The 12,879-nt window shown below is 49.9% G+C and carries 13 protein-coding genes; 9 read left to right on the top strand and 4 right to left on the bottom strand.

Going from position 1 to position 12,879, the window contains the following annotated elements; all coding sequences use genetic code 11:
- Window positions 1-36: 36 nt before the first annotated feature.
- The 7 genes from QFX39_RS00065 (at window position 37) to QFX39_RS00035 (ending at window position 5,129) form a co-directional block, all read left to right on the top strand.
- Window positions 37-480: a hypothetical protein gene (locus QFX39_RS00065; RefSeq protein ID WP_300476121.1), complete on the top strand. Its 444-nt coding sequence runs from the start codon at window positions 37-39 to the stop codon at window positions 478-480.
- Between the two features lie 40 nt (window positions 481-520).
- On the top strand, window positions 521-1,048 hold the full coding sequence (locus QFX39_RS00060) for a hypothetical protein (protein ID WP_300476117.1): 528 nt from the start codon (window positions 521-523) through the stop codon (window positions 1,046-1,048).
- A 115-nt stretch (window positions 1,049-1,163) separates the two neighbouring features.
- Window positions 1,164-1,541 carry a roadblock/LC7 domain-containing protein gene (locus tag QFX39_RS00055; RefSeq protein ID WP_013295793.1) on the top strand — a complete coding sequence of 126 codons (378 nt, stop codon included), beginning with the start codon at window positions 1,164-1,166 and terminating at the stop codon, window positions 1,539-1,541.
- A 2-nt stretch (window positions 1,542-1,543) separates the two neighbouring features.
- Window positions 1,544-2,719: an ATPase domain-containing protein gene (locus QFX39_RS00050; RefSeq protein WP_300476109.1), complete on the top strand. Its 1,176-nt coding sequence runs from the start codon at window positions 1,544-1,546 to the stop codon at window positions 2,717-2,719.
- On the top strand, window positions 2,720-3,415 hold the full coding sequence (locus QFX39_RS00045; RefSeq protein WP_300476106.1) for an RAD55 family ATPase: 696 nt from the start codon (window positions 2,720-2,722) through the stop codon (window positions 3,413-3,415).
- A complete protein-coding gene (locus QFX39_RS00040) occupies window positions 3,412-4,098 on the top strand; it encodes an RAD55 family ATPase (protein WP_300476103.1) in 687 nt (228 codons plus the stop codon). The genes QFX39_RS00045 and QFX39_RS00040 overlap by 4 nt, the downstream gene beginning before the upstream one ends.
- Window positions 4,099-4,247: 149 nt before the next feature.
- The gene (locus tag QFX39_RS00035) at window positions 4,248-5,129 is read left to right on the top strand and encodes a tetratricopeptide repeat protein (protein ID WP_300476100.1); all 882 of its coding nucleotides are present in this window, start codon (window positions 4,248-4,250) and stop codon (window positions 5,127-5,129) included.
- A 116-nt stretch (window positions 5,130-5,245) separates the two neighbouring features.
- On the opposite strand, the gene QFX39_RS00030 is transcribed toward QFX39_RS00035, so the two are convergent.
- From QFX39_RS00030 to metG, 4 genes are all read right to left on the bottom strand, one after another.
- The gene (locus QFX39_RS00030) at window positions 5,246-6,217 is read right to left on the bottom strand and encodes a multidrug transporter (protein WP_300476097.1); all 972 of its coding nucleotides are present in this window, start codon (window positions 6,215-6,217) and stop codon (window positions 5,246-5,248) included.
- 62 nt (window positions 6,218-6,279) lie between these two features.
- Complete coding sequence (locus QFX39_RS00025) at window positions 6,280-6,744, bottom strand: DUF1699 family protein (RefSeq protein ID WP_300476094.1); 465 nt, start codon at window positions 6,742-6,744, stop codon at window positions 6,280-6,282.
- A gap of 8 nt (window positions 6,745-6,752) precedes the next feature.
- Window positions 6,753-8,330, bottom strand: coding sequence for a DUF530 domain-containing protein (locus QFX39_RS00020; RefSeq protein WP_300476091.1), 1,578 nt, complete (start codon window positions 8,328-8,330; stop codon window positions 6,753-6,755).
- A 53-nt stretch (window positions 8,331-8,383) separates the two neighbouring features.
- The gene (metG, locus tag QFX39_RS00015; RefSeq protein WP_300476088.1) at window positions 8,384-10,342 is read right to left on the bottom strand and encodes a methionine--tRNA ligase; all 1,959 of its coding nucleotides are present in this window, start codon (window positions 10,340-10,342) and stop codon (window positions 8,384-8,386) included.
- A gap of 281 nt (window positions 10,343-10,623) precedes the next feature.
- Here metG and QFX39_RS00010 point away from each other — a divergent pair, with 281 nt between their 5' ends.
- Both QFX39_RS00010 and priS read left to right on the top strand, forming a co-directional pair.
- Window positions 10,624-11,937: a DNA primase gene (locus QFX39_RS00010; protein WP_300476086.1), complete on the top strand. Its 1,314-nt coding sequence runs from the start codon at window positions 10,624-10,626 to the stop codon at window positions 11,935-11,937.
- A gap of 4 nt (window positions 11,938-11,941) precedes the next feature.
- On the top strand, window positions 11,942-12,879 hold a 938-nt coding region (gene priS / locus QFX39_RS00005; protein WP_300477107.1), incomplete at its 3' end, for a DNA primase catalytic subunit PriS.

Raw genomic sequence — 12,879 nt, 5'->3', positions numbered from 1 at the left:
GTAATATTTATATATAAAAATTTATTAATTACTATCATGGATTCACATGGAGTTCTATTAGCTGACGCCGTAACATCAACATTTTTCATGGTTCTGCTTTTATCCACCATGGTTGCCATTGCTGGTTCAAGGATTGATGGTGTTCACCATGAGGAGGGACTTCTTGAACTTCGCATACTTATGGATGATGTGGCATGTGCCGTTGACCTTGCAGTTGCAGGGGGCCCGGGCCGTGAGGTTGTTGTTGAACTCCCACCACGTCTCAACCACACATCAGCCTACAGGCTGAGGGTCAACTCAACCGGGGTCTATGGCTGGGCGGATGGTTACAGGGGGTTCTCAGATATATGCCCTGTTATCATTGCGGACTCAAGGGGGAACCCTGCATCAATTAACCTTGAGGCAGGCAGGAAATACTCAATACGGAACACATGCAGAAATAACAGGACCCTCCTCATGGTCTCGGAGGTGAGGCTCTGAGCTTGGATATATCTACGAGGAGTCTCTGGGGGGTTCATCTGTGACAAATCTGAGGGCAGATAATATCTATGGCTGCACTGGAGGGCAGGTACCCCTTGAGTACCTGCTACTTACAGGTGCCGGGCTCCTCATTGCCATACTCATCTCTGGTCAGGCTGGAATGCAGCTTGAACTCCTGGCGGCCCATTCAGCTGCTAAAACAGGGGCCCTGGAGGGGGTTACTACTGACACCCTTGCAGTCTACCCTGCTGTTACCTTTGAAGAGTACCAGAACCAGAAGCCGGCCCTACTCCAGCCATCAGGTGTCAGGGTTCTGAGGGTTGAGATGATTGACGAGGGCTACAATAGCACATACGGGCGGAGGAAGTTCCGTCTGAGGGCATGGCTCTCTGGCCCACCTATGGAGTCTTTCCTGAGGGAGTCCCTCTCTGACAGGGTGAACTTCTGTATGAGGAGATCCATCTCACGGACCTTCAGGACAGAGAACCTGACCGGTACCTACCACAACCCTGCCTTTTCATATCACTACGTCTTCACAACATCTGAGGCGGTGTGGGTTCCTCATTAGATTACACCGTAGCCAGATGTAAACTGATATAAAGGGTTAACAACATAATTAAACTGTAATACTCATCGCCGGGGACACTTCCTGATACCGGTTACCGAGTCACTGGGGTGTATTGATGGCCAAAACAAAGAAGGAAAAACTGGATGATGTGCTCTCTGCTTTTATGCAGGTCGGTCAGATAAGGGCTGCAGGTATTGTTTCAAAGGAAGGGCTGCTCATAAACGCACGGACACCTCCAGATGTTGATGCCAGGATATTCTCAGCCCTCTGTTCAACCATAATGGGTGCTGCAGAGGCGGCATCAGGGCAGATGAACACTGGCGGCGTTTCTGAGATAACCGTGAGAACCGAGAAGGGTATAATCATTCTCAAACCTGCAGGTGAGAAGGCCATATTCACGGCCCTGGCAGAACCGGAGGCACAGCTTGGTCTGCTGCTCTTTGAAATGGATTCAAGGGCAGCGCAGGTTGATGAAATTCTAAGGGAGATGTGAACATGAAGAGGACTTACATCCCGAAACTCGACGACCTCCTGGGCGGCGGAGTGAGGGAGGGGGCTTCTGTGATGTTCTCGGCATCCCCCGGAGTTGACTATGAGGCATTCGGTTACCAGATGCTCAACGGGCGCCTTGGTGAGGGTGGGAAGGGGTTCATATTCACCAACGTTGAGGAACCTGAGAGCATAATATATGAATTCAGATCCTATGGCTGGGACATAGAGGCCCACATTGAGAATGGGAACATGTTTTTTGTTGATGGAAGTTCGCCCTTCCTTGGAATGCCATCAGAGGAGCGTTACACTGTCAGTGATTACTCAGAGATAAAGGAAACAGTTCTGAGTGCAATAGAGGATATTCCTGGTGGTGTGGGGGTAATAAACTGCCTATCTGTAATAATAGATTACCTGGGCAACGGTGAGACCCTTGAAATTGTTGAGGCATGGAACAGGAGGGCCTCTGAACTGGATGTCAACCTTGTCTACCTCTTCACTGAATGGGACTATGAAAGGGAGCTGATGGATAAACTGAGATCACTGATGGACTGTGTCGTTGATCTGAGGACCATTGAGGAGAGGGTCATAATAGGACAGGGGTTCATGGTTGCCCATTCTGACTGGTCCAAGCCCCCTGAAACCATGGTTCTCTTCTTTGTTGTACAGCCAGGTGGAGTTAAGGTCTATGTGCCCAAGATACTGGTGACTGGTCCCTACAATTCAGGGAAATCCACATTTGTGAAGTCCATATCCACAAAAGCAGTTTCTGTTGACAGAAAGGCCCTCTCGGCGTTCCCAACGACCATTGCAATGGACATAGGTCACCTCGAGTATAAGGGGTTCATGGCGGATATCTTCGGTACACCAGGACAGGAGAGATTCGACCTAATACTGGATGTTCTCTCAAGGGAGGCTGTTGGGGCATTCATACTTGTGGACTCAACCGCACCTGAAACCTTCGCTAGGGCCAAGGAGATGATAAGAAAGACAAGGGCAGAGGCCATACCAAAGGTTGTGGTTGCCAATAAACAGGACCTTCCAGGGGCACTCTCACCTGATGAGATAAGAACAAGGATGAAGCTTGGAGGTGATGTCCCTATAATACCTGTTTCACTCAAAGAGGGATTGGGAGTTAAAGAAGCACTTGAAACCCTCCTCGGACTTCTCTATGGTGGTTAAATGATTGTTAGAATTCCCTCAGGAATAAGGGGCCTTGATGAACTCATTGGTGGGGGTGCGATCCCTGAAAATACTGTTACACTTGTCTATGGGCCCCCGAAGGTTGGTAAATCAATATTCAGTTATGGTTTCGCGGCTGGGGGTGCTGATAGGGGTGAACCCTGTCTCTATATATCCACAGACTATGGCCTGGCGGACCTCAAGAGGAACATGCAGGTTCTTGGTATGGATGCTGAGAGTTACATGGAGAATGAACTCCTATATGTGATAGACGCGATATCAAGCATCTCAGGACCTGCATCTGATGCTGGCAACACCTATCTTTCATCATCTGTGAATAACCCTACCGATATAATGGTGAAACTGGGGGTTGCCATAAGGAACATAACTGCAGGCTACAGCATATTCAGGTCTGTCCTGGACTCCCTCACAACTCTAATGGCATTCAATGATGAGATGCTGATAGTCCGAGTCCTCACAGCATACATAATGAGGATCAAGGACGCTGGCGGAACTGCCATTGTCACCTACACCGAGGGATCAGCAGACCCCAAGGTTGAGACCATGCTCAAGGCAGTTGTGGATAACATAATACACCTCGATGGATCTGAACTTACAGTTGAGGCCATGATAGGAGTCGGAAGGGCCAGTGCCCCCTACACCATAGACGATAAGGGCCTTAAGGTCAACCCATGAGGGATATCATGAGTGAGAACTACACCACCGGTATAGCTGGACTTGATGATATCCTGGGTGAACTGGAGCCTGGTTCAGTCATGCTGGTCACAGGTCCCCCCAAGGCAGGCAAATCCGTACTTGCAATGGAGTTCATCTACAGGGGACTCCAGGCTGGAAACCCATGTCTCTTCATAGCGGCAGAATATGGTTACAGGGACCTGCAGAGGAATACGATGGCCTTTAACTGGTTCATCCAGACCTTCAGTGATAAAATGCATGTAATTGATCTCCCAACAGGACTTGGAGGTGGTAAACCCCAGGATTCAGGGAACATAAGGTATTCGGCCCTTCAGAACACCACAGACCTCATGGTCAAGGTCGGTATAGCCACAAGGAGCCTCTACCAGGAATCAGCCATATTCCTTTCAGCATTTGACTCTGCATCAATTCTCCTGGCATTCAACCCCCCGCGGCTTGTGCTCAGGGTGCTCAAGGCCTACAATAACCGTGTGAGGGAGGCTAAAGGAATAGGACTGGTGGCCTACACAGAGGGGGTTGCTGATCCAGAAATAGAGAATGCGATCCCTGACCTCTTTGATGTGCATATCCGCATGGATGGCTCCATGATATCTGCCAGTACCCCCTCAGGGACCAGGGAGGCGCCCTACAGGATAGGTGAACAGGGTCTTCTGGTGGGCTGATGGTACTCCTTAATGTCTTTTTATTTGTGGGGTGATTCTGGCTGTAGATTTCCAATGGGCTGATGTTTAACTGTCAGATTCCTTTTAGCGGATATCTATTTAAATTAATATCCACATAATATTTTATTAGAACATCCGGGGCTGTGAAGATGATATTAATTATTCTGAGCATATTTGATTTTCTCAAGGGAGATGAGGGCGGCGAATCACTGGAGAAGTACCTGCGCAAACTTGAGGAACTCCTTGAGGAGGAATTTGACACCCTCATAAGGATAGCCACCTTTTATGCTGATGAGGGCGATACCCGTGAGGCACTTGATTACCTTGAAAGGGCCTACAAGGTGGCCTCGGACATGAATGACGAGGAGCTCATGGCTTTTGCCCTCGACTCCATGGGTGACGTCTACCTCAGTGATAGGAAAATCAAGACTGCAATGGAGTACTTTAAGGAGGCGCTCCGGATTTATAACTCTGTTAATTCACCACTCAGAAAGGATCTGAGGGAAAAGATCAAGGAGGTCGAAAAGATCAGGGAGGCCATAGATATAGCAAGCCTCAACCGCCTCCAGGAGGAGGCTGAACCTGAGATGGCAGAGGTGGACCTCGGTGCCATCGAGCCATTCCTGGACAGACTCGTGGAAAGGGTTGAATCACTTACAATGTACCAGTCACAGTCCTATGAGGACTCCATATCCCAGATAAGGGAGGCCTACCAGATTGCAAGGGATATTGGCGATACAGCCACAGAGGCGTCATTGCTCCTGCTCCTGGGGGCCTATTCACTTAAAAATGAGGATTTCAGCGAGTCAAGAAAGTACCTTAAGAAGGCAGAGGATCTTTTCAAAAATACAAACAATGATATGGGACTTGCCGTTGTAATGGTCCTCATGGGGGTCCTCGACTTTATAGAGAACAACCCTGAGGGTGTTGCATCAGGTTTCAGGGGGGCTGTTGAAATATTCCAGAAACTGGATGAGAGGGAGATGGAGTCCGTTACCCTTGAGCTCCTCAACAAGCTCTACAGTTTCTGAGGTCAGAAAAGCAGATAATATGCTGTGAGGTACCTCAACAACAGGTCCTAAAGCCTCTGACGGGTGACTTAGTACCTGAACACTTGAGGTTCTAAAGTTTCTCATCATAGAAATTCTTAGAAGGGGTCCAGAGGGAGTATGAATGCAAGTATAACCCCAAGGGCCCCGAAGAATACCCCAATTGACCACACTATCATCACAACCCTCTTCTCGGTCATGGGTCTTCTCAGTATCCACCTTATGAGGGAGTTGAATCCCTCAGGGGGTACTATGAGTTTACCGTCCTCTGAGATTTCTGTGGGGCTGTGCCTGTGCCTCTCAACGACACCTGCGCTGTAGAACTTCAGGAGACCGTCTATGATGTTGGGGAGGAGGACGATGAGTGCTATTATCTTTATCCTACCTATGAATGCAACAGAGGCTATGCAGGCCCCTATTATTAGGGTTCCCACGTCCCCGGGGAATACCCTAGATGGGTACCTGTTGTAGATGAGGAACGCCAGGAGGGCCCCGAGCATTGCCATGGTTATTATGGAGACATTGTATTTGCCCATTATGATACATGAGGCGGTGAGGGATATCATTGCGATTGAACCCAGACCGGATTCAATACCATTCAGGCCTGCCAGCATGTTAGTGAGGTTTGATGCTATTGAGACTGCAATGGGCATCATGATCATGTAGAGTATCCCAACGTTGGGGGGGGCCACCCATATTATGGGGAGACCTGCAAGGAATAGAAGGAAGAGTTTTTCACGTGATGATAGCCTCACAAGGTCATCAACCATCCCCACTATACCCACGAGGAGTATCACAAGGAGCGTCACCATGAGTTCGTAGTGGAGGCGCGGGAAAAAGTACATACCGAGAAACATTCCTATCGTGAACCCAAAGAGTATCCCGATACCACCCATCTCCGCGACGATGGGCTTTGAAATTTTATGTATGTCGTTTCCAACGACGTTGGCATCCTTGAGTTTACTTATGAGCTTTGGCATAACTGTATACGTTGATGTAAATGAGATGATACAGCAGATTATTGATACGATAAGTACAGATGGATATTCAAGTGTAAAGTTCAGAACCATAAAATCACCGGCTTTATCCTATAGTATTAACTGCACCCATTCATTTATAAATTTTCAGATAATCAGCCATTCTTAACTATATAGTATACTGTTCTGAGGGGTATCCCCAGCTCATCAGAAATCTTTCTGGCTGGAACGCCCTTTCTGGCCATTTCACGAACTCTGAGGCGCGTGTTCTTGTCATACTTCCTCTTCTTGCCCCGTTTCAGTTTCATATCACCCTTGAGATAGTAGACGGTCTTCAGAGGTATATCTGTGATACCCGAAATCTGTTTTGGAGTTTTACCCTCCCTTAAAAGTTTCTGAACCATCTTAACGTCCTTTTCTGTGTACTTCCGGGGTCTCCCGATTCTCTTAACGGGTTCAACCTCCACTCCAAGTTCCTCAAGGGCCTCAAGATACCTCTTTGATGTGCGGTGATAGAGGCTTATGGGGCATGTGATCTTCTTGAGGTCAGGATTATTCTCAAGGATCTCAATTATCCGCCTTGAAGTAAGGGGCTGATTCAAATGGATCTTTTCTGCCATAAAACCACTCAATCACCTTTTATAAGGTTAAGAAACATTTTAGCCCTGTCGGTAGATGGCTTACCCAGGTTTTCAATGCTCCTCTCCTCATCGGCCACGTCCTCCACATTCACATGAAAGAGTTCGGCGCATGTTTCAGCATCAATACCTGCCTCCATGTGCAGCACAGCAGCACCAAATGCAAGGGGGTCAGGTTTCATGTGCAGGCCCTTCATTTTCTCCTCAATTTCAAATTTCCTCAGGAGAACATCCCCCAGGTTCTCAATGTAGACCATTCCACAGTTCCAGTACCCTCTGAGGAGTTCCAGGGCGTCCTCACTGAACTCATCGAAGGTCCTCACCTGTGTCCTGTCAAGTACGGGTCTGAGGTTGGGGAAGGGGCCAGAATACTTGGAGCGGCGGTCCAGGGATGTTCCAAGGTAGTAAAAGGCAACGTCCCAGAGAATGAGGTTCACGGGAACATCCCTGAAGACCTCCCTCTTGAGTTCCTCCATTGTCTCCAGGTCCTCCTTTAGCAGGGGGTTCAGGTTACCGTTCTCATCACCAAGACCTGCTTCATGGATTAGCCTGTGCATCCTCTGCAATCGGACCTCACTGAGTTCATCCTCGGAAATCCTGAGATCAGGTGAATATGTTCTGGCATCAAAGACTATCTCCAGGTACCTCTCCACGGCATCGTAATCCCTCAGGTTTTCCCTGTAGACCGCATCCCGTATCTCATCTATTATCCTCTGGGATAGCCCGGCATATGCAAGTGCAAGGGCGGTCCTCGTGTACCTGTCATTCACTATGCTGGATTTTTTCCTGTGGAACTGTATCAGCTCCACCCTCACATTTGGCCCATACCTCTGCCTCAGCATCCTCTCGTAGTCATCATCCTCACTGTCAAGGGTTATGCGCCTTCTGATCCACCTACCATCCTCAAGGACCCTTATAACCAGGGTGGCCGATCTTACAGCCCCCTTCTTTTCATTTTTAAGTAGCCTCATTATCTTCTTGAGGGCCTTTCTGGCCCAGAGGCTCAGCTCGGACATCTTCACCATGTAATCCCCTGAGAGGGGGAGGTGCGGTATTATCTCCGGCCTGGAGAGTGCCCGGTCATTGAACCTGACCTTCAGGTTATCTGATCCGCAGGGGCATTCAACACCCCCTGCCGGGTCATGGAGCTCCACCTCCCCCAGCCGCAGGGTCCTTGAACATTCATGGCACGTGAGGAAAACGTACTCCTCAATGTTACCAAGGGCTATCCTGTGGGATGAGATTGCGGAGTTAACCCTGTCAAGGAGGTTCTTCTTTACAGATGCCTTCATGCGGAAGTACTGGGCGTGCCTCTTTATGTCATGGATGTCCTCAGCGATTTCAGGGGACTGGTGGGTGCTGTACCCGGATATTGACCTGAAGGGGTACTTGAAGCCCCTCAGCTCCATGGCCTCCTTCAGATCCTGAAGCTCCTCAAGGTTTCCCCGGAGGTAGATGTAAAGATTAAGGAGTGCTTCCGGCGACTTAAGATCGTCTTCAGAGATCCTTCTATCCCTTATACCCTCCAGAAACCTTTCTGACCTTGCAATTAGACCTGATTCGTTCATACTATTCTCCAGCCAGGCACAGCATACCGAATTATCAGAAGGTTGTATCACATCTACATTATCCGTTCACCGATACCTGCATCACCGGGGTCCAGTATGTTCAGTGATTCACCGGTTGCAAGGACCATACCCTCAGATTTAACACCAAAGAGTCTGGCGGGTTTGAGGTTGGCAAGGACGGTAACCTTCCTTTCAAGGAGATCCTCGGGGCTGTACTTCTCTGCAAGACCCGCAACCACCTGCATTTCCCTTTCACCCACGTCTATCATGAGTTTGAGGAGCTTATCTGACCCCTCTATTCTCTCAGCTGATCTTATAATACCCACCCTGATGTCCAGGGCTGCAAAGTCATCGATTGTCACGGTTTCAGACACACTATCCTCCTCCTTGATGAGTTTTGATTTCTCCTCCTCGATTACCTCATCGGGTATCTTTGAGAAGAGGGGCCGGGCCTTCTCTACGACCCTACCCGGTTCAGGTTCATGAAAGCCCCATGATTCATCCTCCATGTTCATGATGGAGAGCACCCTCTCTGCTGAGGACGGCATGAAGGGCATTAGGAGTTTCCCGAGGTTGGCCGCAAGGAGATTACAGAGGTAGAGGCATGTTGAGGCCCTCTCAGGTGACTCCTTAATGGCCTTCCATGGTTCCTGATCGTTGAAGTACTTGTTACCCTTCTTTGCAAGTTTAATCACTGACATCATGGCGTCCCTGAACTGGAAGTTCTCCAGGAGCTCACCCACAGTATCAGGGGCTCTTCTTATGGAGTTGAGGAACTCCTCGTCCTCTGGTGTGAGTTCTGATGGTTCAGGTACCCTGCCATCAAAGAACCTCCCTGTGAAGGAGAATGTCCGGTGGAGGAAGTTTCCAAGGACATCCGCCAGTTCATCGTTGACCCTCCTCTGGAAGTCGTCCCATGAGAAATCGGTGTCCCTGGTCAGGGGGGCGTTGACTGTGAGGTAGTACCTCAGAAGGTCCCTGGGGAATCTTTCAAGGAAATCTGATGTCCAGACAACCCAGTTCTTACTGGTGGACATCTTCCTCCCCTCAAGTGAGAGGTACTCCCCGGCTATGATGTTCTCAGGAGTTCTGCACCCGTAGGCCATGAGCAGGGCAGGCCAGAATATGGCGTGGTGGTATATTATGTCCTTTCCTATGAAGTGAACTGCGCCTGCATCCCAGTAGTCCCTCCAGGGCCTTTCGGTTCTTCTGCTCCAGGTTGCAGCAGATGAAATGTATCCGAGGAAGGCCTCACCCCAGACATAGATTATCTTACCATCATTTCCCTCAAGGGGTACAGGGACCCCCCAGTCCATGTCCCTTGTGAGTATCCAGTCCCTGAGGCCCTCCCTGAGCCACTGCAGGGCATAGTTCTTGACATTTGAGGGCATATCTGATTCCTCAATCCATTCCATGAGTTCATCCTGGAACTGGCTGAGGCGGAAGAAGTAGTGCCTTGAATCCCTCACCACTGGCTCCGACCCGCACACCATGCACATGGGATCCTCAAGCTGGAGGGGTTCAAGGTGCCTTCCACAGCTCTCGCAGTGGTCTCCACGGGCACCCTCACCTCCGCAGTGGGGACAGGTCCCCTCAACGTATCTATCCGGGAGGAAACGCTGGCAGCTGTTGCAGTAGAGCTGCTTTATGTCCTTCTCGTATATGTAACCCTTCTCATAGAGTTTCAGGAAGAAATTCTGGGCTATGTCGTAGTGCAGCTCATCGGTTGTCCTTGTGAAACTGTCAAAGGATATGTCGCATTCCTCAAGGTCGCGTTTTATCATATCATGGTACCGTGTGGCAACTTCAATGGGTTCCAGGCCCTCACTCTCTGCCTTGACGGCTATGGGTGTCCCGTGTTCATCTGTGGCGCACACAAACAGGACATCGTCACCCCGCAGCCGCCTGTACCTTGCATATATATCTGCGGGTATGTAGGTTGACCTCAGATGACCGAGATGCGTGGGCCCATTGGCATAGGGAAGTGCGCAGGTGATAAATACTTTGCTCAACTCAAACTCCTCCTTGAATCATGAAACGGGTTAGAATAAGATGGGGTAATATCATTAAGATACAGTTTAAATTTACGGTTTACCTCTATATAAATTTATGTGAGGGAATTTAAAACCATCTCCATTTTCATGGAACCAGTTCAGGGGCCCCTTCAGAACATCAAGGTTTATATGTGCCCTTTCATGGCTTCTGGGCAGAATCCTTGCTGAACTGCTATATCATGGTAACTGTGAAGCATGTACCCATATCTTTATGGGTCATATCAGTAAACAGTTTAAACATGGTGTCTTCACTTTTCATAAACCCATTCTCAGAGGATGCCAGGGAAATTGTAAGAAACTATGGATCCCCTGAGACGGTATTTGAGGTCAGCAGCGCACTCCTCGATACGGTTAAACGTACAAGGGGCCAGAACCTTGATGACAATTCACTACTCCCGGGGAGCATAGGTGACCTTGCCATCAAGAGACTGGAATGGTACCTCAGGCGGCAGAGGAGGGGTTTTGACCATGGGGACTACGCATACCTCATGAACCCCGAAATAGAGGAGTACGATGTAATTGCATTCTATGTCCTTGCACAGGCGGCAGGGGCAGGTTTCAGAAGGGGGTCGAGGGAGGTAAGACTGGTTGTTGAATCTACAGGGGCCCTTGTGGAGGACCGCTTCAGGATCCTTGGAGGTGAAAGGGATGAGATAATCGAGGAAGTCCTCATTGAACTTGGATCCGAAGGAACCAGCTGGATGGAACTATCAGAACTCATCGGATCAGGTAAGCTGAGGCTCACGGACCTCATACTCCACAGGGGGAGGGTGGTGATTGATGAGGATGAATTCCTCATGACATTCCAGGATCTGATAACTGACAGGGACCCCAGGAGTCTCTACGAGGCACTTGTGGGTCTGGAACTCAAGGAGACAATGATATCCCGTATAATAATGCAGAAGACTGAGGAATACATTGAGAGGGTCGCTGAGATGAGCTCCACAGTGGAACCCCACCCCATCATCCTTGAAACAGCAGAAAGGATAAGGGAGACTGTTAATGAGGTCACATCATTCAGGGGCGGGCCGGTTAAATCTGCAGGGCCAGGTAAACTCGTCCCGGATGCATTCCCCCCATGCATAAGGGGGACCCTGGATGGTGTGAAGTCCGGTAACAGGAACGACGCCATAGTCCTCCTGCTCACCTCATTCATATCCTATGCAAGGTTATACCCGTCGGTCTTCAGGGACAGGACACCCCTTAAGGTTTCAGACCTTGACCCTGAACTGCGGGTGATCAGGGAGGAGATACTCCCCATAATATATGGGGCAGCAGAGAGGTGTGAACCACCCCTATTTGAGGACGACCCCCAGGAGAAGCTGAACATAACCGCGAAGCTGGGATTTGGGGTTCATGATGAACCGGAACCCGAACATGAGGGTGAGAGTAAATGGTACACCCCCATGAGCTGCGAGAAGATCAAAATACACCTACCCGACCTCTGCAGACCCGATGAGCTCTGCAGGAGGATCACCAACCCCCTCACCTACTACAACAGGAAGAGGTGGGAGCTCCACAGGGGGAAGTCAGAACAGGAAGGGGAGGACTGATAGGATCTTTGAGGCCGCAACACCCCTTGAGAGGAAGAGGTACTACCGTGAAGAGTGGGATGTAAGGAAACTCCCGGAATTCATAGCCAGGAACATCCATATGAGGGAGTTCGGATTTGACCACACAGGCAGGGGCCCCAGCGACAGGTACAGGGTATTCGATGATGAGAAACGCCTTTCAAGGTTCATGAGGGCAAGGTTCCCATTTGCAGCATACTCCTCCGTCGCATTCTACAGGGAGCCGGGTAAGAGGAGGGGATGGCAGCGATCTGAACTCATCTTTGACGTGGACGCCAAGGACCTTCCTGTGAGGTCATGTGACTGTGAGGGGGTCTGTGAAACGTGCCTTGATGAGGCAAGGGAACTGGTCCTCATGATGGTTGACACCCTCAGGGGTGACCTGGGACTGGGGGACGTGCACGTGGTATACTCGGGGAGGGGATACCATATAAGGGTCCTTGACCCGGGGGTCATGGAACTTGGATCAGAGGTGAGGGCTGAGATCCTGAGGTACACCGCCGGTGCACGCAGGCCCAGGAGGAAATTCATACACAGCGGCGAATCCTATGAGATGGAACACTTCTCCATCCCCCTAGGGTACCACAGGGTCTTCACAGAGAGGGCGAAGCACGTCTTCCTCCACATGAGGGGTGATGAGAGGATAGAGAATGTCACGGCAAGGACGGTCCGTGAAGTTGTGAAGAACAGGGAACTCCTCCTTGAGGACAGGTGGGGGGAGTTCAAGAGGAGGATAGGCCCAAGGGTCTACCCCCGGCTGGTTGCCGGGATTGCAGGGATAAACATGAAGATGGTGGATGCCAAGGTCACAATTGACCTCAAGAGGATACTGAGACTCCCCACATCACTCCACTCAAAGGTCAGCATGATTTGCATGGAGGTTAAGAACCCTGAGACATTTGATCCCCTTAAGAGTGCCGTTCC

Origin of the sequence: Methanothermobacter sp., from assembly GCF_030055425.1 — an archaeon.
GTDB lineage: Archaea > Methanobacteriota > Methanobacteria > Methanobacteriales > Methanothermobacteraceae > Methanothermobacter.
The sequence above is the reverse complement of the archived record's forward strand: the minus strand, read 5'-3'. Positions and strand labels throughout refer to the sequence as shown.

Coding starts and splice junctions, on each gene's coding strand:
- QFX39_RS00035 (WP_300476100.1), top strand. CDS start 4,248: ATGATATTAATTATTCTGAGCATATTTGATTTTCTCAAGGGAGATGAG.
- QFX39_RS00065 (WP_300476121.1), top strand. CDS start 37: ATGGATTCACATGGAGTTCTATTAGCTGACGCCGTAACATCAACATTT.
- QFX39_RS00020 (WP_300476091.1), bottom strand. CDS start 8,330: ATGAACGAATCAGGTCTAATTGCAAGGTCAGAAAGGTTTCTGGAGGGT.
- QFX39_RS00010 (WP_300476086.1), top strand. CDS start 10,624: ATGGTGTCTTCACTTTTCATAAACCCATTCTCAGAGGATGCCAGGGAA.
- QFX39_RS00050 (WP_300476109.1), top strand. CDS start 1,544: ATGAAGAGGACTTACATCCCGAAACTCGACGACCTCCTGGGCGGCGGA.
- QFX39_RS00030 (WP_300476097.1), bottom strand. CDS start 6,217: ATGGTTCTGAACTTTACACTTGAATATCCATCTGTACTTATCGTATCA.
- QFX39_RS00025 (WP_300476094.1), bottom strand. CDS start 6,744: ATGGCAGAAAAGATCCATTTGAATCAGCCCCTTACTTCAAGGCGGATA.
- QFX39_RS00040 (WP_300476103.1), top strand. CDS start 3,412: ATGAGGGATATCATGAGTGAGAACTACACCACCGGTATAGCTGGACTT.
- QFX39_RS00045 (WP_300476106.1), top strand. CDS start 2,720: ATGATTGTTAGAATTCCCTCAGGAATAAGGGGCCTTGATGAACTCATT.
- QFX39_RS00055 (WP_013295793.1), top strand. CDS start 1,164: ATGGCCAAAACAAAGAAGGAAAAACTGGATGATGTGCTCTCTGCTTTT.